General features: G+C 68.6%; 18 protein-coding genes and 2 pseudogenes. 9 read left to right on the top strand and 11 right to left on the bottom strand.

Going from position 1 to position 16,257, the window contains the following annotated elements:
- Positions 1-67: 67 nt before the first annotated feature.
- Genes mmsB through chvE form a run of 3 tightly spaced genes read right to left on the bottom strand, consistent with a single transcriptional unit; the run spans position 68 to position 4,006 of the window.
- Positions 68-1,330: a multiple monosaccharide ABC transporter permease gene (gene mmsB / locus AB0H88_RS51230; protein WP_357657365.1), complete on the bottom strand. Its 1,263-nt coding sequence runs from the start codon at positions 1,328-1,330 to the stop codon at positions 68-70.
- On the bottom strand, positions 1,327-2,865 hold the full coding sequence (mmsA, locus tag AB0H88_RS51225) for a multiple monosaccharide ABC transporter ATP-binding protein (RefSeq protein ID WP_357657363.1): 1,539 nt from the start codon (positions 2,863-2,865) through the stop codon (positions 1,327-1,329). Before mmsA ends, mmsB begins: the two co-directional genes overlap by 4 nt.
- Positions 2,866-2,869: 4 nt before the next feature.
- Positions 2,870-4,006, bottom strand: coding sequence for a multiple monosaccharide ABC transporter substrate-binding protein (gene chvE / locus AB0H88_RS51220; RefSeq protein ID WP_357657361.1), 1,137 nt, complete (start codon positions 4,004-4,006; stop codon positions 2,870-2,872).
- A 338-nt stretch (positions 4,007-4,344) separates the two neighbouring features.
- On the opposite strand from chvE, the gene AB0H88_RS51215 reads away from it, so the two are divergent.
- The 3 genes from AB0H88_RS51215 to AB0H88_RS51205 are packed head-to-tail and all read left to right on the top strand — an operon-like array spanning position 4,345 to position 6,236.
- Positions 4,345-4,815 (top strand): VOC family protein, encoded by a 471-nt coding sequence (locus AB0H88_RS51215; RefSeq protein ID WP_357657360.1) that lies wholly within the window; start codon positions 4,345-4,347, stop codon positions 4,813-4,815.
- A 27-nt stretch (positions 4,816-4,842) separates the two neighbouring features.
- A complete protein-coding gene (locus AB0H88_RS51210) occupies positions 4,843-5,457 on the top strand; it encodes a YciI family protein (protein WP_357657358.1) in 615 nt (204 codons plus the stop codon).
- Positions 5,454-6,236 (top strand): CPBP family intramembrane glutamic endopeptidase, encoded by a 783-nt coding sequence (locus AB0H88_RS51205; RefSeq protein WP_357657356.1) that lies wholly within the window; start codon positions 5,454-5,456, stop codon positions 6,234-6,236. The genes AB0H88_RS51210 and AB0H88_RS51205 overlap by 4 nt, the downstream gene beginning before the upstream one ends.
- Before the next feature lie 39 nt (positions 6,237-6,275).
- Here the strand turns inward: AB0H88_RS51205 and AB0H88_RS51200 are convergent, their stop codons facing one another.
- Complete coding sequence (locus AB0H88_RS51200) at positions 6,276-7,418, bottom strand: sugar ABC transporter substrate-binding protein (protein WP_357657354.1); 1,143 nt, start codon at positions 7,416-7,418, stop codon at positions 6,276-6,278.
- Positions 7,419-7,708: 290 nt separating this feature from the next.
- Between AB0H88_RS51200 and AB0H88_RS51195 the strand changes: the two genes are divergently transcribed.
- The 3 genes from AB0H88_RS51195 to AB0H88_RS51185 are packed head-to-tail and all read left to right on the top strand — an operon-like array spanning position 7,709 to position 9,561.
- A complete protein-coding gene (locus tag AB0H88_RS51195) occupies positions 7,709-8,071 on the top strand; it encodes a YbaB/EbfC family nucleoid-associated protein (RefSeq protein WP_357657353.1) in 363 nt (120 codons plus the stop codon).
- Between the two features lie 14 nt (positions 8,072-8,085).
- Complete coding sequence (locus AB0H88_RS51190) at positions 8,086-8,988, top strand: hypothetical protein (RefSeq protein ID WP_357657351.1); 903 nt, start codon at positions 8,086-8,088, stop codon at positions 8,986-8,988.
- A 3-nt stretch (positions 8,989-8,991) separates the two neighbouring features.
- The gene (locus AB0H88_RS51185) at positions 8,992-9,561 is read left to right on the top strand and encodes a hypothetical protein (protein ID WP_357657350.1); all 570 of its coding nucleotides are present in this window, start codon (positions 8,992-8,994) and stop codon (positions 9,559-9,561) included.
- A gap of 137 nt (positions 9,562-9,698) precedes the next feature.
- On the opposite strand, the gene AB0H88_RS51180 is transcribed toward AB0H88_RS51185, so the two are convergent.
- Positions 9,699-10,064, bottom strand: a complete 366-nt coding sequence (locus AB0H88_RS51180; protein WP_357657348.1) for an ArsC/Spx/MgsR family protein — start codon at positions 10,062-10,064, stop codon at positions 9,699-9,701.
- 447 nt (positions 10,065-10,511) lie between these two features.
- On the opposite strand from AB0H88_RS51180, the gene AB0H88_RS51175 reads away from it, so the two are divergent.
- Positions 10,512-11,393, top strand: coding sequence for a CAP domain-containing protein (locus AB0H88_RS51175; RefSeq protein ID WP_357657346.1), 882 nt, complete (start codon positions 10,512-10,514; stop codon positions 11,391-11,393).
- Between the two features lie 150 nt (positions 11,394-11,543).
- Here AB0H88_RS51175 and AB0H88_RS51170 read toward each other — a convergent pair whose 3' ends face one another.
- The 5 genes and pseudogenes from AB0H88_RS51170 to AB0H88_RS51150 all read right to left on the bottom strand — a co-directional run.
- Positions 11,544-11,951: a cupin domain-containing protein gene (locus AB0H88_RS51170; protein WP_357657345.1), complete on the bottom strand. Its 408-nt coding sequence runs from the start codon at positions 11,949-11,951 to the stop codon at positions 11,544-11,546.
- A gap of 9 nt (positions 11,952-11,960) precedes the next feature.
- Entirely contained in the window at positions 11,961-12,782 is an 822-nt protein-coding gene (locus AB0H88_RS51165; RefSeq protein WP_357657343.1) for a phosphoenolpyruvate hydrolase family protein, read from the bottom strand.
- Between the two features lie 84 nt (positions 12,783-12,866).
- Positions 12,867-14,096 (bottom strand): Tm-1-like ATP-binding domain-containing protein, encoded by a 1,230-nt coding sequence (locus AB0H88_RS51160; protein WP_357657341.1) that lies wholly within the window; start codon positions 14,094-14,096, stop codon positions 12,867-12,869.
- Position 14,097: 1 nt separating this feature from the next.
- Complete coding sequence (locus AB0H88_RS51155; RefSeq protein ID WP_357657339.1) at positions 14,098-14,436, bottom strand: carboxymuconolactone decarboxylase family protein; 339 nt, start codon at positions 14,434-14,436, stop codon at positions 14,098-14,100.
- An 87-nt stretch (positions 14,437-14,523) separates the two neighbouring features.
- Positions 14,524-14,880, bottom strand: a pseudogene (locus tag AB0H88_RS51150) (ABC transporter permease subunit); the annotation flags it as partial.
- Positions 14,881-14,906: 26 nt separating this feature from the next.
- Between AB0H88_RS51150 and AB0H88_RS51145 the strand changes: the two are divergent.
- Both AB0H88_RS51145 and AB0H88_RS51140 read left to right on the top strand, forming a co-directional pair.
- Positions 14,907-15,194, top strand: a complete 288-nt coding sequence (locus AB0H88_RS51145; RefSeq protein ID WP_357657337.1) for a GntR family transcriptional regulator — start codon at positions 14,907-14,909, stop codon at positions 15,192-15,194.
- Between the two features lie 314 nt (positions 15,195-15,508).
- Complete coding sequence (locus AB0H88_RS51140) at positions 15,509-16,039, top strand: N-acetyltransferase (protein ID WP_357657335.1); 531 nt, start codon at positions 15,509-15,511, stop codon at positions 16,037-16,039.
- On the opposite strand, the pseudogene AB0H88_RS51135 reads toward AB0H88_RS51140, so the two are convergent.
- Positions 16,015-16,257, bottom strand: a pseudogene (locus tag AB0H88_RS51135) (ABC transporter ATP-binding protein); the annotation flags it as partial. The gene AB0H88_RS51140 and the pseudogene AB0H88_RS51135 overlap by 25 nt on opposite strands.

Below are 16,257 nucleotides of genomic sequence, written 5' to 3'. Positions count from 1 at the left end.
ACCTCAGCCGAGCCCAGCCCGGTCTCACCTCGGCCGAGCCCAGCTCAGCCGGGCTCGGCTGAACCGATCAGCGGGTGGCGGCCGCCGCCCGGCGCTTGGTCCACACGTCGAAGGCGACCGCGGCCAGCAGGACGGCGCCCTTGACGAGCATGACCCGCTCACTCGGCGCGCCGACCAGCGACATGCCGTTGTTGATGACGCCCATGATCAGACCGCCGGTGACCGCGCCGACCACCTTGCCGACGCCGCCCTGAACGGCCGCACCACCGATGAACGCCGCCGCGATCGCGTCCAGCTCGAAGGAGTTGCCCGCCGTGGGCCCCGCCTGGTTGAGCCGTCCGGCGAAGATGATCCCGGCGAGCGCGGACAGGACGCCCATGTTCACGAAGATCCAGAAGACGACCGACTTGACCTTGATGCCGGACAGCAGCGCCGCCTGCAGGTTGCCGCCGATGGCGTAGATCCGCCGGCCGAACACGGCGCGGCTGGTCAGCAGCGAGTAGCCCAGCACCAGCACCGCGAGCAGGATCAGCACCCAGGGCAGGTTCTTGAACCTGGCCAGCTGCACCACCACGGCGAGAATGACCGCGGCGGCCGCGGCGATGCGGAGCAGGAAGATCGGCAGCGGGTCCACGCTCTGGCGGTAACCCTGCCGTGCCTTCCGGCTGCGCCACTGGCTGGCGGCCATGCCGGCCACCGCCACCAGGCCGAGCAGCAGGCTGAACGCGTCGGCTCCGCCCAGCGGGCCGAGCGGGACGTTGCCGAAGTAGCCGTCGGTGAAGCCGTTCGACAGCGTACGGACGGCGTCAGGGAACGGCCCGATGCCCTGGTTGCCCAGCACGGTCAGCGTGAGCGCGCGGAACAGCAGCATGCCGGCCAGCGTCACGATGAACGCCGGGATGCCGTAATAGGCGATCCAGAACCCCTGCCACGCGCCGATGAGCCCGCCCGCGACCAGCGTGATGACCAGCGCCAGCGGCCACGGCACACCGTAGTTGACCATCAGCACGGCGGCGATGGCCCCGGTGACGGCCACGACGGAGCCCACCGACAGGTCGATGTGCCCGGCGATGATGATCAGGATCATCCCGATGGCCAGAATCAGGATGTAGGAGTTCTGGACGATGATGTTGGAGATGTTCTGCGGCTGGAGCAGCGCCCCATTGGTGAGGAAGGCGAACAGCACGACGATCAGCGCGAACGCGACATAGATCCCGCTCTGCCGCACGTTGAACGACAGCCAGGAAGATTTGCCCGGTTCCCGCGGCGGAGGTGGCTCCTGCCCGGCGGGCGCCGCCCCCGCGGCGGTGGATGAGGTACTGCTGCTCATCGGATCTCGTCCTGTCCTTTCGTCATGTACTGCATGAGGCCCTCCTGCGTGGCCTCCTCGCGCGGGACCTCACCGGTGATCCGGCCGGCCGACAGCGCGTAGATCCGGTCGCACAGGCCCAGTAGTTCCGGCAGCTCCGATGAGATGACCAGAATGGCCTTGCCGTCGTCGGCGAGCCGATTGATGATCGAGTAGATCTCGTACTTGGCCCCGACGTCGATGCCCCGGGTCGGTTCGTCCAGGATGAGCACGTCGGCGTCCGTGAAGATCCACTTCGACAGGACGACCTTCTGCTGGTTGCCGCCGCTGAGCTTGCCGGTGACGCTCAGCACACTGGGCGCCTTGATGTTCATGCTCTGGCGGAACCCCTCGGCGACCTTGTGCTCCTCGTTCTCGTTGACCCAGCCACGGCGGGCCAGCTTCGGGAGCGCGGCGGCGGAGATGTTCCGCTTGATGTCCTCGATCAGGTTGAGGCCGTACCTCTTGCGGTCCTCGGTGGCGTACGCGATGCCGTGGCGGATCGCGTCCTGCACCGACCGGATCTCGATCTGCCGGCCGTCTTTGTAGATGCGGCCGGAGATGTCGGTGCCGTAGGTGCGGCCGAAGACGCTCATGGCCAGCTCCGTACGGCCGGCCCCCATGAGCCCCGCCAGGCCGACGATCTCGCCCTTGCGCAGGGTGAGGTTGGCCTTGGAGACCACCACCCGGCCACGCTGGGCCGGGCTGTGCACCGTCCAGTCCTCGATGCGCAGCGCCTCCTCGCCGATGTGCGGCTCGTGCGGCGGGAAGCGGTGCTCCAGGGCGCGACCGACCATGCCGGAGATGATGCGGTCCTCCGTGACGTGGTCGGTGACCATGTCGAGCCGCTCGATCGTCCGGCCGTCGCGCAGGATGGTGATCGAGTCGGCGATGTCGATGACCTCGTTGAGCTTGTGCGAGATGATCACGCAGGTGATGCCCTCGTCACGCAGGCCGCGCAGCAGGTCGAGCAGGTGCGCCGAGTCCTCGTCGTTGAGCGCGGCCGTCGGCTCGTCGAGGATGAGCAGGCGCACCCGCTTGGACAGCGCCTTGGCGATCTCCACGAGTTGCTGCTTGCCGACGCCGATGTCGGAGATGAGCGACACGGGGTTCTCCCGCAGCCCGACCCGGTCCAGCAGCTCAGCCGCATCGTGGTTGGTCCGGTTCCAGTCGATCAGGCCGCGAGTGGCCTGCTCGTTGCCGAGGAAGATGTTCTCGGCGATGGACAGTTGCGGGCACAGGGCCAGCTCCTGGTGGATGATGACGATCCCGCGGTGCTCGCTGTCACGGATGTCGGCGAACCGGCACGGATCTCCCTCGAAGAAGATCTCGCCCTCATAGGAACCGTGCGGGTAGACGCCCGACAGCACCTTCATGAGCGTGGACTTGCCCGCGCCGTTCTCGCCGCAGATCGCGTGGATCTCGCCCTGTCGTACGGACAGGTTGACGTCTTGCAGCGCCTTTACTCCGGGGAAGGTCTTGGTGATCCCGCGCATCCGCAGGATGTCATCAGTCATGACGTCAGCCCAGCTGAGACTTGGTGTAGTAGCCGGTGGCGACGAGTTCCTTCTCGTAGTTGGTCTTGTCGACGATCAGCGGCTGGAGCAGGTACGACGGCACGACCTTGTTGCCGTTGTCGTAGTCCTTGGTGTTGTTGACCTCGGGCTTGTTGCCCTTGAGCACGGTGTCGGCGATCTTCACGGTCACGTCGGCCAGCTGCCGGGTGTCCTTGTAGATGGTCGAGTACTGCTCACCCGCGATGATCGACTTCACCGACGCCAGCTCGGCGTCCTGACCGGTCACGATCGGGTACGGCTGGCCGGAGGTGCCGTAGCCGTTGCTCTTGAGCGCCGACAGGATGCCGATCGACAGGCCGTCGTAGGGCGACAGGACGCCGTCGACCTTGGTGCCACCGCTGTAGGTCTTGGTCAGCAGGTCTTCCATGCGCTTCTGCGCGGTGGCCGGGTCCCAGCGCAGGATGGCGACCGTCTTGAAGTCGGTCTGGCCGCTCTTGACGGTGAGCGTCTTCTTGTCGATGAACGGCTTGAGCACCGACATGGCGCCGTTGAAGAAGAACGTCGCGTTGTTGTCGTCGGGCGAACCGGCGAACAGCTCGACGTTGAACGGGCCCTTGGCGCTGCCCGCGGAGCCGTCGGCGTTGAGCAGCTTCAGCCCGACCAGCAGCGACGTGGCCTGCTGCACACCGACCTTGAAGTTGTCGAAGGTGGCGTAGTAGTCGACGTTCGGGCTGTTGCGGATCAGCCGGTCATAGGCGACGACCGGGATCTTCTTGTCGGCCGCCTCCTGGAGCTGCGTGGTGATGGCCGTGCCGTCGATCGAGGCGATGATCAGGAGCTTGGCGCCCTTGGTGATCTGGTTCTCGATCTGGTTGACCTGGGTGGGGATGTCGTTCTCTGCGTACTGCAGGTCGACCTTGTAGCCGAGTTTCTCCAGGCTGGTCTTGACGTTGTCGCCGTCGTGGATCCAGCGCTCCGACGACTTGGTCGGCATCGTCACGCCCACCAGGGCGCCGGCCGAGCCGGCCGATGCGCTCGCGGCGGCGTCCTTGTCGACCGTCTTCTCGGCCGAGCCGCACGCGGTCGCGACCGTGGCTAGCGCCAGGACGGAGACCACGGTCGCGAATCGTGGAAATCTCATGTTTCTCCTTGCGGAAATGGGGAGGTGCCCGTGCGTCACGGGAGACAGCCGATCCCGCGAGTGTTATCGCTAACATTTCCAGTGTCAAGCGCAGCCGATAACGTAGACGTAACACAACCTTCACAGTTGAAGTGGCCCTGGGCCTGCGGCGCTGACCAATCGCGGGCAGATGCCCGGTGGGTTCGGCGGGTTCGTGGACCTCGAAGTCACAGGCCAGCGGCGTCAACCGGAAGGCCGGCCACTCCAGGGTATCTGGCGTGGCGGCGCGGCCTTCATATGGGACAGAAACTGACCTATATGCCCTCTAGCGTCGGACTACCCGCTTCGAAGGAGACATCATGGCCGTCCCTGAGGGCTACACCACCGTGACGCCGTTCGTCGCCTGCCGCGACAGCGCCCGGTTCATCGACTACGTCAAGGAGGCGTTCGGCGCCGAGGAGCTCGGCCGGGTGACCGACGAGGAGGGCCGTATCGGTCACGCGGAGGTCCGGATCGGCGACGCGGTGGTGATGATGTTCGACGCGGTGCCGGACTGGCCGCCGACGCCCGCGTTCCTGCGCCTGTACGTGGACGACGCCGACGCCGTGCACCGGCGGGCCGTCGCGGCCGGTGGCACCTCGGTGACCGAAGTCACCCACCTGTACTGGGGCGACAAGGTGGGACGGGTGCGCGACCCGCTCGGCAACCTGTGGTGGATCCAGACCCGCGTCGAAGAGGTCGGACCGGAAGAGCTCGAGGCGCGCCTCAGCGACCCGGTGTTCGTCAAGGCGATGGAGTATGTCCAGAGCGCCGACTTCTTCCCACGCTGACGGCTAAGGCCGGGATCCTGGTCGGTCATGGTGGTACACACTGTGGGGATGGAGTTCTTCTGCTACCACCGCGATCGGCCCGGCTCGGTGGCGCTGCGCGACGAGCTGCTGGAGGAGCACTGGTCCTACATGGACGGGTACGCGAAGGAGATGATCGCCCGCGGCCCGACCTTCGTCGCCGACGACGACGAGACGCCCACTGGCAGCGTGCACATCCTCGACCTGCCGGATTCCGCCGCCGCCCGCGCGTTCGCCTTCGACGAGCCCAACTACCAGGCCGGCGTCTACCGTGACGTGCTGCTGCGCCGGTGGCGCAACCTGCTGGGACGCACCATGTGGGACTTCCCGGGCGGCCGGACCGGTGGCAACAAATATCTGGTGCTCGGCCTCGGCTCGGGGCAGGCCGCCGACCTCACCGTGCCGCCCGGCCGGGACGAGCTGATCGCGTACGGGCCCCTGCTGGCCGACGACGGCACCTCCTGGCTGGGCACGGCGGCGCTGCTCCGGGCGCCGGACCAGGACGCGGCACGCGCCATCCTGACGCCGGACCGGTATGCGGACATCGAGGTCCACGACTATGACTTCGGCGGGCGGCCGGACAGCTGGCCGACGGTTCCTCAACCGCCTGCCCCGCGCCCATGACCGCGCAGTCCCCCGCCACACCGCTGCCGACCCTTGGACCGAGGCTGATCAAGGCCGAGATCCTCGTGGTGTTCTCCGTCTCACTGGGGGCCAGCGGCCTCCTGGCGCTCGTCCGGCTGATCGGCGCGCTCACGGCGCCCGAGGAGCTGAAGGGCCAGCAGGCCGTGCTCGTCCGGTCGCTGGCTCCGGGGCGGCCCTGGCTGGACCTGACGCTGCAGCTCGTCGACATCGCGATCAGCGTGGCCCCGGTCGCGCTCGTCGCCTACCTGCTGGTCCGCTCCGGCGAGTCGATGCGGACCATCGGCGTCGACCTCCGCGAGCCGCGCCGCGACCTGGTGCGCGGCGCCCTGCTCGCGGCCGCGATCGGCGGGAGCGGGCTGGCCTTCTACCTGGTCGTGTACGCCATCGGGGCCAACCTCTCGGTGGTCGCCGGGCAACTGCCCGACGTGTGGTGGCAGATCCCGGTCCTGCTGCTGGCCGCCGCGCAGAACGGCGTGCTCGAAGAGGTGCTCGTCAGCGGCTACCTGCTGCACCGGCTGGAGCAGGCGGGCTGGGCGCCCTGGCGCTCCGTCGTGGTGGCGGCGCTGTTGCGCGGCTCGTACCACCTCTATCAGGGGTTCGGTGGCTTCGTCGGCAACGTGGTGATGGGGCTGGTGTTCGGCCGCCTGTACCAGCGCTGGGGCCGGGCCATGCCGCTCGTCGTCGCGCACACGCTCATCGACGCCGTCGCCTTCGCCGGTTACGCCGCCCTGCACGGCAAGGTGAGCTGGCTCCCCTGAGTGAAGCCGGAAGGATCACTCCAGCGCTCCTCGCGGATCCTACGTATGCGGGATGGGACCGGAGCGTGCCACGAGCTTCTGCGCGGTGTCGGAGCCCTCGAAGCGGGACTTGGTGGCCTGGTAGGGGCCGATGTTGCCCGTCGTCACGAAGAGCAGACCGGTGTTGGTATCGGAGGGGGAGAGCAGCCCGCCGGACAGCTTGTAGAGGTACAGGTAGAGCACGGGCAGGAAGCCCTGGAGATAGGGCTGCTGGTCGATGGTGTAGTCGAGGTCCCCGTTGTTGATCGCCGCCAGCGTCTCGGGTACGAGGTCGAATCCGCCGGCGACCTTGAGCCCCTTGCTCCGCATGCCGTACTTCTTGACCGTCTGCCCGATCGCCTGGGTGGATCCCGCGTCGACGGCGAGCATCCCTGCCAGGTTCGCGTGGCTCTGGGCGTACGCGTCGATGATCGACAGACCCTTGGTGGTGTCGGCGTTCGTGCCGACCGGGGTGAACCTGACGGGCTTCCCTGAGTCCTCGATCGCCTGCTGGGCACCGTCGATCCGCGGCTGGATGTTGAGCGCGCCGGGGGTGGCGATGAATCCGACGATCTCGCCGGAATCCACCTTCTGGATGGCCCGCTGGCCGAGGGCGTACCCGGACTCGTAAAGTCCCTGGCCGATGTAGGCCAGCCGCGCGCTGCCCTTGTCGTCACGAGCGCCGTCGGCGTTGTACGACACCACGGGGATCCCCGCGTCCAGCGCCTTGGCGACCGGCTCGCGGAACGCGGTCTTGTCCACCACCGCCACCGCGAGCCCGTCGGCCTTGGCCGCGATGGCGGTGTTGCAGGCGTTGACCATCTCGGCCACGATCGAGTCCTTCGAGCCGGTCCACTGGAACTCGGTGCCGAGCAGCGCGCACGCGTCCTGCGCCCCGTACTGGGTGGGGGTGAAGAACGGGTTGGTGGTGACGTGGCAGACGAACACGAACTTCCACCTGGGCGTGGCGGGAAAGTCTCCGTGAGCGCCCGAGCCGCCGGACGCGGCGGGTTCGCCCTGGCTGGAGTTGCACGCCGCCAGCAGCGCGGACGCCGCGGCCGAGGCGCTGACCAGACCGGCGCCGGAGAGCAGCCGCCGCCGGGCGACCGGGGTGAGGCTGAGGGTTTCGACTGCCTCTTCGACCTTGGGATGGATCTTTTCCATGCGCTCGACCTCTGGTTCCTGACGGATGGGTTCAGGGGTGGTCGCTTCCCCGTCAGCATGCCCAATGAAAAACCTAAAAGGATTTCGAAGGGTGTCACTGGGCCATCCTGGACTGACCTGCCGAGAGCGTGGGCAAATCCCCTATTTTCCGACCGCTAAACTACCCTTTGCAGGGGTTACGATCTACGTGACACGCGGGGCCTGCGTGTAAGACGTGCCCCGTGGGGACCTATCCATGTCATGCCTTGCCGGCGGCCGAGGGCCGACCGCACCGACCTCCGGGAGACCCAATGACATCGCCCGCAGACGCGCTCCGGGGAAGCGGAGATCCGGAGATAGAGAGGCTGCTGTCGCAGTTCAACGCGGACGTCGCGCAGGTGGAGCAGCTCAGGGACCGGATCAGCGAGGTGCGCGGCCGGGGCGAGGCGGCGGACGGGCGGGTGGTCGCCGAGACCGCGCCGACCGGAGCGCTCGTGGGTCTCACGATCGATCCGCGCGCCATGCGGCTGGGCTCCGACGAGCTGGCCGCCGCGATCCTCGAAGCGGCCGGGGCCGCGGCGCGGAACGCGGAGGAGGAGATGACCGACCTGGTCGACCCGTTCATCGCGGACACCGTGCTGGGGCCGGCCCGTCGCCCCCGGGACAGCCGGTAGCCGGCTGATCTCCCATGGCCATCAGCCCCGGACGCGGTGCGATCTATGGCACCGGCGTGGCCGGCATCACCGTCTTCGTGTACAAGATGCTCGCGGTCGACTACCCGGACGGCGATCCGGCGAAGGCCCGGCAGGCCGCCGCCGTCTGGGCGCGGCTCGCTGAGCGGATCGAGCAGAGCCAGAACCGGACCTACCCGTTCGCCGAGGCGGTGTGGAAACGCAACGGTGGCGAAGGGATCGAGGCCTACAAGAAGGCCGTGACCGCCGCGCTCTATCCGAACCCGCCCGCGCTGGGCTATGCCGACAAGCTCGCCCAGCGCTGCCGGCAGAACAGCGAGGCGTGCTTGGAGTACGCGGAGGTCATCGAAAAAGCACAGCACGCGTACTGGTCCCTCGCCCTGGCCAACCTCGCCAGTTTCCTGTTCATCACCACCTTTCCCTGGCAGGCCGGGGCCGCTTACCAGATCACCCAAATCCTCATGCGGCGGGCCGAGGCGGGCCTGCTGGCGAAACTGCTCGAACACAACATCGCCAGAATCGTGCTGAGCAAGCTCACCGAGTACAGCATCGGCAGCGCCTTCTTCGCGGTCGGAGATGTGGGCGTGGTGGCCGGGGTCAACGCGCTGCGCGGCGAGGACACGGGCTCGTGGGGCGACAACGGGAAGCAGGCGCTGAAGGAGTTCACCGCGTCGGTCGCGTTCTACGGCGCGTTCGACGCCGCCATGCCGGTGGCCAGAGCGGTGAGCAAGAACGCCGACGTGCAGTACTTCATCAGCCGGATGGCCGGCGGATCCACCTACGGCCCCACGTACGACGCCCTGAACGGGGAGAGCGGCACAGACCTCATCCCCACCTGGAAACAGACGCTCGGCAGGGTGCTGCTCTATTTCACGATGGCCCACAAACCAGCGGGATGACGCATGGCTCCTGAACCTGATCCCAAGCCGCCGGAGCGGCCGGATACCGTCACCGTCACGCCTCCTGGCGGGGACTACGACTCGCTCCAGGAGATCGCCCAGCGGCTCTTCGAGGACCCCTCACTCTGGGAGCGCATCTACCAGGCGAACCGCGACGTCCTCCACAGCCCCGACGACGTGCGGCCGGGCATGCGGCTCCGCCTTCCGATGGAGATCTACCCGGGTCACATCAGGTCCGCCGCCACGGGCTTCGACACCGAGAAACACGACCTCGGCGAATTCGTCAACGCCGCGGCGGCGGAGCTGAACGCCATCGGCAACTTCTGGGGCGACGACAAACTGGGGACCACCTTCTTCAAGGGCGAAGGCGGCCGCATGGGCTACGAGGCCGTGTCAGGCCAGATCATCGAGGGCATCGACGTTCTCCAGGACGCCCATCACGAGATCCCGAAGCGCCTGCGGCTCGTGGCCGACCGGACCGAGGTCACCGACTGGGAGAACGTGACCACCGTCCTCGCGGCACTCCCCACCCCCGACCCTGACCAGCCGGTCTGGGGCGAGCCACACCGTTGACGGCGGTCAGCGAGCAGCGGCGGCGGCCAGGACAAGCGGTCGCGGGGGTAAAGACAAGCGGTAGCGGGGGGTCAAGACGAGCGGTAGCAGGGGTCAGGACGAGCGGTAGCAGGGGTCAGGACGAGCGGTAGCAGGGGTCAGGACGAGCGCGACAACACGGAACGGACGGCCTCCGCGGTACGGCCGACGACGGCCGCCCCGTCCCCGGCGGTGATGATCGGGCGCTGGATGAGCATCGGGTGGCTGGCCAGCGCCTTGATCCAGCGGTTGCGGTTCGCCGCGTCGCGGGGCCAGTCGGCGATGCCGAGATCGGTGGCCGTGGCCTCTCCGAACCGGGTGATGTCCCACGGTTCGAGGCGCAGCCTGGTGAGCACCTCGCGCAGTTCGAGCTCGTTGGGCGGGTCGTCGAGGTAGCGGCGGATGGTGTATTCGGCGTTCTCGGTGTCCAGGAGTTCGAGCGCGGAGGTGCACTTGGAGCAGTCGGGGTTGATCCAGATCTCCATGCTGACTTCCTTTGGGGATGCGAGGAGCGCGGAGCCATCCGGCAAGGCGTCCCATGGAGAAACAGGGGGCGCACTGGACGTGGCCAACCCCCTATTTCACTAGCAAGTGTTAGCCATACGGATTACCACGTCAATCTGCGACACCGCTTGTACGGCGTCCGCTACCCGGCCACGCGCCGCGTCGAGCCGGGATTCAGCCGCCCCGCCCACCACGGCGTAGAGCACCTTGGTCACAGAGCGTGATAAACCGGGCGTCGCTTTAGTAAAATCCCAAATCACCTCTTACGGCCATAAATCCCTGGCCGAGCAGGGGCTCCAGACGCCTCAGGCCCCCCTCTGGTTTACCCCCATCACACACTGATGTCCGAAATTTCATGACAAAGGGTGCCTGACACCGACAGAATGCGGAACGCCCACCCGCCGTCCATCCATACGGAGGACACCCATATGCGTAGACCCCTAGGGGTACTCGCGTGTGCTGTGAGCCTGGCCACCCTCGGTGCGCCGGTCGCCACGGCCCACGCCGCGACGGTGCCGCAACCCGCATGCCGCGTGACCGTGGCCAAGCCGCAGGTCACCGCCGCCGGAAAGATCCAGACATCCGCCACCAGGCGCGGCTGCGAGGGCAGCGCCCTCGTCCGTGTCCGCATCATGCGCGCGGTGGCCGGCCCCGACCGGATCGTCAAGAGCGCGTCGGGCAGGGGCATCAGCCCACGGGTCACGGTCTCGATGCTGTGCGCCCCCGGTGTCTACTACGCGGTCGCCACCGACTACGCCGGCAACTCCGGCAAGTCGCGGCCGGTCCGGCTGCCGTCCTGCACGCCGACCACGCCGACTCCAACCCCCACCGACACGGCCACGCCGACTCCGTCCCCATCGCCGACGGCCACCACCACTCCCACTCCCACCAACACGGCCAATCCGCCGACTGACGTGGTAGGAACGGTCGACGAGAACGAGGTCCTGCGGCTGACCAACGCGGAGCGGGCGAAGGGCGGCTGCAAGCCGCTCAAGCACGACGTCCAGCTGCACAAGGCCGCCTTCGGCCACTCCTCCGACATGGCGACCAAGAACTACTTCAGCCACACCTCGCAGGACGGCCGCAGCTTCATGGACCGCATCCGCGGGGCGGGCTTCACCGGCGGAACGGGCTGGGCCGAGAACATCGCCATGGGCCAGCCGACCCCGGCCTCGGTGGTCACCGGCTGGATGAACAGCGCGGGCCACAAGGCCAACATCATGAACTGCAAGTACAACCTCATAGGTGTCGGCGCGGCCAAGAACTCCAAGGGCCAGATCTACTGGACCCAGGACTTCGCCGCCAAGTAGCGGCCGCCCGAGCAGAACGATGCCCCGCGGCCGGCCGCCCGGCCGCGGGGCATCGCCTCAGTCAGGCCCTGACGCTCACCGGGCCACCCGGCTGCTCGCCGGGCCACTCGGCCACTCGGCCGCTCGCTAGGCCACCCGGCCGCTCGCTCGTCAGGCCTGGCGCCACTCCGCCACGCTGCCTGGCTCGTGCAGGTGCAGGTCGGGCGCCCCTTCCAGGGCCTTCTCAGCGCCCCCGGGCGTGTAGGTGACAATCAGCCGCAATGGCCGCCAGGTCGAGTTGAACGTCGAGTGATAGGCCCCCGCCGGAATGTGCACGGTGTCACCCTCCTTGATCGGGAAGGGCTCACCGTCGTCGACCATCTGCGACGCCTCACCCGAGATGACGTAGATGATCTCCTCGGCCGTCGGGTGGTTGTGCCGGGCATGTCCCTGCCCGGGATTGACGATGACCTCGCCCAGTGTGCTGCTCGCCCCCTCGATGGCCGACGGGGTGACGAACCACTTGATGGACCCCCAGTCGAAGGCCATCGTGGGCACGGCGTCCGGACTGACGTGCATGGCAGCTCCTCAGAAGTTCAGCGCTTTGAAGGCTCGTACCTGCTCGGTGATGGCCCGCTCCGTGGGCAGCCGCTCGACGGACGAGGCGCCGAAGAAGCCCACCACGCCCTCGGTACGCGACAGGACATGGGCCGCGTCGGCGGGCTCGGCGATCGGGCCGCCGTGGCAGAGCACGAGGATGTCGGGCCGGACGGCCGCCGCCGCGTCGCGCATCGCCTGCACCCGGGTCACGGCCTCGTCCAGGGTCAGTGCGGTGCCCGCGCCGATGCTGCCCTTGGTGGTCAGCCCGACGTGCGGGACCAGCACGTCGGCGCCGGCCTCGGCCATGGCGCGGGCCTGGTCCTCGTCGAAGACGTACGGGGCCGTCACCAGGTCGCGCTCGTGGGCCAGCCGGACCATCTCCACCTCCAGCGCGTAACCCATGCCGGTCTCCTCCAGGTTCTGCCGGAAGACGCCGTCGTACAGGCCCACGGTGGGGAAGTTCTGGACGCCCGCGAAGCCCATCGCGGCCAGCTGGTCGAGGAAGCGCGGCATGACCCGGAACGGGTCGGTGCCGCAGACGCCCGCGAGCACAGGGGTGTCGGCGACGACGGGCAGCACCTCGGCGGCCATCTCGACGACGATCTGGTTCGCGTCGCCATAGGGCAGCAGCCCGGCCAGCGAGCCGCGCCCGGCCATCCGATAGCGGCCGGAGTTGTAGATGATGATCAGATCGACGCCGCCGGCCTCGGCGCACTTGGCCGACAGGCCGGTGCCCGCGCCCGCGCCGATCACCGGCCGCCCCTCCGCGACAGTGCGGCGCAGCCTGGCCAGCACCTCCTGCCTGGTCACGACGAATCCCTTCCGATCTGCCTGGTCACGAGGCATCCCCTCCGAGCTTCCTGGTCACGAAGGCTCCCGGCCCGAGCCATCTGGTCATGCGGAATCCCCTCCCGAGATCAGGCGATGCAGCCGGTCGGCCATCGCCCGGCCGAACTCCGGATCGTTGATGTGCAGGTCGAGCCGCTCGGTCGCGGGAAAGGCGGCCAGCGCCTCGAAGCAGGCCGCGTCGGCCTTGGGATCGTGGAAGTCCATGCCCGGCGCGTCCAGGGCGGACACGCCGCCCAGCGGGACGAACAGCTCCGTCGGGCCGCTCGCCGCGCCGAGCTTGGCGGCCACCCGGGCGCCCAGCTCGGCCATCTCCTCAGGCGTGGTCCGCATCAGCGTGACGGTCGGGTTGTGCACGTACAGGAGCCGGCCCGCGAAGCGCTCGGGCACGGTGTCGCGCGGGCCGAAGTTGACCATGTCCAGCGCGCCGGGGGCGACCACCTGCGGCACGCCGTGCGCGCCCGCCGCCGTCAGCCGCTCGGGCCCCGCCGACAGCACCCCGCCGACCAGGTCGTCCGCCAGTTCGGTGGTGGTCAGATCCAGCACCCCGGCCAGCAGCCCGCTCGCCGCCAGTCCCTCCAGCGCCCGGCCGCCCGAGCCGGTCGCGTGGAAGACCAGCACCTCGTAGCCGAGCTCGGCCAGCCGCTCGCGCGCCGCGTCCACGGCGGGCGTGGTCACGCCGAACATCGACGCGCCGATCAGCGCCCGTTCGTCGCTCTGCGTGGTACGCACCGCCCTGGCCAGCTGGTGGGCCTTGGCCATGCCCGCCGCCGCGGCGGCCGCGTTGCCGAGAATCGCCCGGGAGACCCGGTTGACGCCGGCGATGTCGACCACGCTGTACATCAGCGTGACATCCCTGGCCCCGACATATGGCGACACGTCGCCCGAGGCCATCGTGGACACGATCAGCTTGGGCAGGCCGATGGGCAGGTCGCGGACGGCCCGCGCGGCGATCGACGACCCGCCGCTGCCGCCCACGGCCAGCACCGCGTCGACCCGGCCCTCGGCGTACAGCCCGGCCAGGATCGCCGCCGCGCCCTCTCCCATGGCGGTGACGGCGGCCCCGCGGTCGCCCCCCTCCTGGAGCGCCCGCAGATCACCTCCGGCCGCCTCGGCCACCCGCGCGTTGGAGACGTCGGCGAGCAGCGGCACGCCGGGCTCGTTCACTCCCGCGTCGACCACGAGCACGTCGCTGCCCAGCTCCACCAGCCGGTTGCGCAGCCAGGTGTACTCCTCGCCCTTGGTGTCGAGCGTCCCGATCAGTACGACGGTCGGCATCTCACGCCACACCCCTCTGTTCGAAGACCTTCTTCGCCACGTTGATCGCGTTGATCGCCCTTGGGAAGCCCGCGTACTGGACGCAATGAATGATCACCTCGACGATCTCCCCGGGCGTGAGGCCCACGTTGAGCCCCGCGTTGATGTGCCCGGTGAGCTGAGGTTCAACGCCACCGATGTTGACCAGTGAGGCGATCGAGGCGATCTGCCGCTGCCTGAGGTCCAGGCCGGGGCGCGAGTAGATCTCGCCGAAGTTGAACTCCACGCCGTAGCGCCCGAGGTCGGCGCCGGGTCCTGACAGTGCGTCGAGCAGCCGGTCGGCCGCGCCCTCGCCGTACACCTCAGCCCTCCCTGGCCCGCACCTGGGCGAACACCTTGCCCATGGCGCCGCCCGCGCCGGTGATGACGGCCTTCCTGCCTGCCAACCTCATAACGCAACCTTTCCCTTAAGCGCTCTGGTCACTTGAGTGCTCTGGTCCCTTAAGTGCTCTGGTCCCTTGAGTGCTCCGGCGGTCATGCCCTGGATGAAGTGCCGCTGGAGGAGGAGATAGAGGGCGATGATGGGGATGCTCGCGAGCGTCACCCCGGCCGCGATCATCGACCGGTCCACGCTGTACTCACCGACGAAGAACATGATCCCGGTGGAGATCGAGCGCAGCCCCTCGTCCTGGCCGTACAGCAGCGGGATCAGGAACATGTTCCAGGTGAACATGAACTGCAGCACGACCAGCGTGATGATGCCGGGCCCGGCCAGCGGCAGGACGATGCGGGTGAAGACCCGCCACTCGGTGGCCCCAGCGCGAGAGCACGGTGGTCGACATCGCCAGGCAGCTGCTCTCTCAGCTACTCTCCGGACACCTCGCGCCGGGCACCCGGCTGCCGTCCGAGCGCCAGCTCTCCGAAACGCTCGGCGTCGGGCGCTCCACGGTCAGGGAGGCCCTGAAGGCCCTGGACGTGCTCGGCATCATCGAGGTACGCCAGGGAGACGGGACCTACCTCAGGCAGAGCACGTCCAGCCTGCTGCCCAGCGCCATCGAATGGGGTCTCATGCTGGGCCAGCCCCAGGTCCTCGACCTCATCGAGGCCAGCAAACCCTGATACCTCCCTCCAGGACGACGAACCCCGACGCCGCCCTGCGGGACGACGAGCCCTGATGTCCGACGGAGAGCGAATGATCTCGGCCGCGCGAGGCGACATATCGGGCAGCCATGCGCTATCTTGATCAACGTCGGTTGACACGACGGCCGAGGCGCCGGTGAGCAGGAAGGGAGCGAGGAGCGTATGACCGCCCGTTGGGTGGCCGCTGTGCGCGGCATCTCCTCCTCTGTCCTTCCGGGCTGCCCGGGAGCCGGTCACTGCCGCTGAGCTCGGCCGTTCTCCGCGGGAGCCCTCTCTTCCGATGAAGGGTTCCGTTGAACACCACACCGCTCGACATCACGCCGTTCAACATCGCACCGCGGGCGGAAACGCCCGAAGACGCCGCCGCCATCCGTGCGGTGAACCTGTCGGCCTTCCCCACCCCGCTGGAAGCCGACCTCGTCGAGGCGCTGCGCCTCGACCCGGCCTGGATTCCGGGCCTGTCCTGGGTGGGCGTCGCCCCTGACGGGGACGTCGTCGCCTATGCCCTCCTCACCCGCTGCCACATCGGGCAGGCGCCCGCGCTGGCCCTCGGGCCTGTGGCCGTGTCTCAGGCCGTACAGAGGCAGGGGGCGGGCGCGGTGGTGACCCGGGCGGCGCTCCAGGCGGCCCGCGAGCTGGGCGAGAGCGCCGTGGTCGTGCTCGGGCATCCCGAGTACTATCCGCGCTTCGGGTTCACGATCGCCTCAGGGCACGGCATCGGCGTGTCCTTCGACGTGCCCGACGAGGCGTTGATGGCCATGTCGCTGGACGGGAGCCCGCTGCCGGCGGGCACGATCCGCTACGCGCCGCCGTTCGGCGTGTGATCCCGCGCTGGTGCCGCCGGCCGCACAAGGGTGGCGGCATCAGCATTTCGCCGTACGGCGACAGCCGCGCCGCCGTACCAGCTCAGCTGGGACGGCGGCGCGGCGCCCGCGTGGTGGGACCGGCAGAGCCCGACATCCAGGCTCGCGCACTCCTCCAGCGCCACCGGGCAGCGCGGATGGAACGTACAGCCGGTGGGCAGGTCCATCGGGTCCGGCGG

Origin of the sequence: Nonomuraea sp. NPDC050680, from assembly GCF_040654555.1 — a bacterium.
GTDB lineage: Bacteria > Actinomycetota > Actinomycetes > Streptosporangiales > Streptosporangiaceae > Nonomuraea.
The sequence above is the reverse complement of the archived record's forward strand: the minus strand, read 5'-3'. Positions and strand labels throughout refer to the sequence as shown.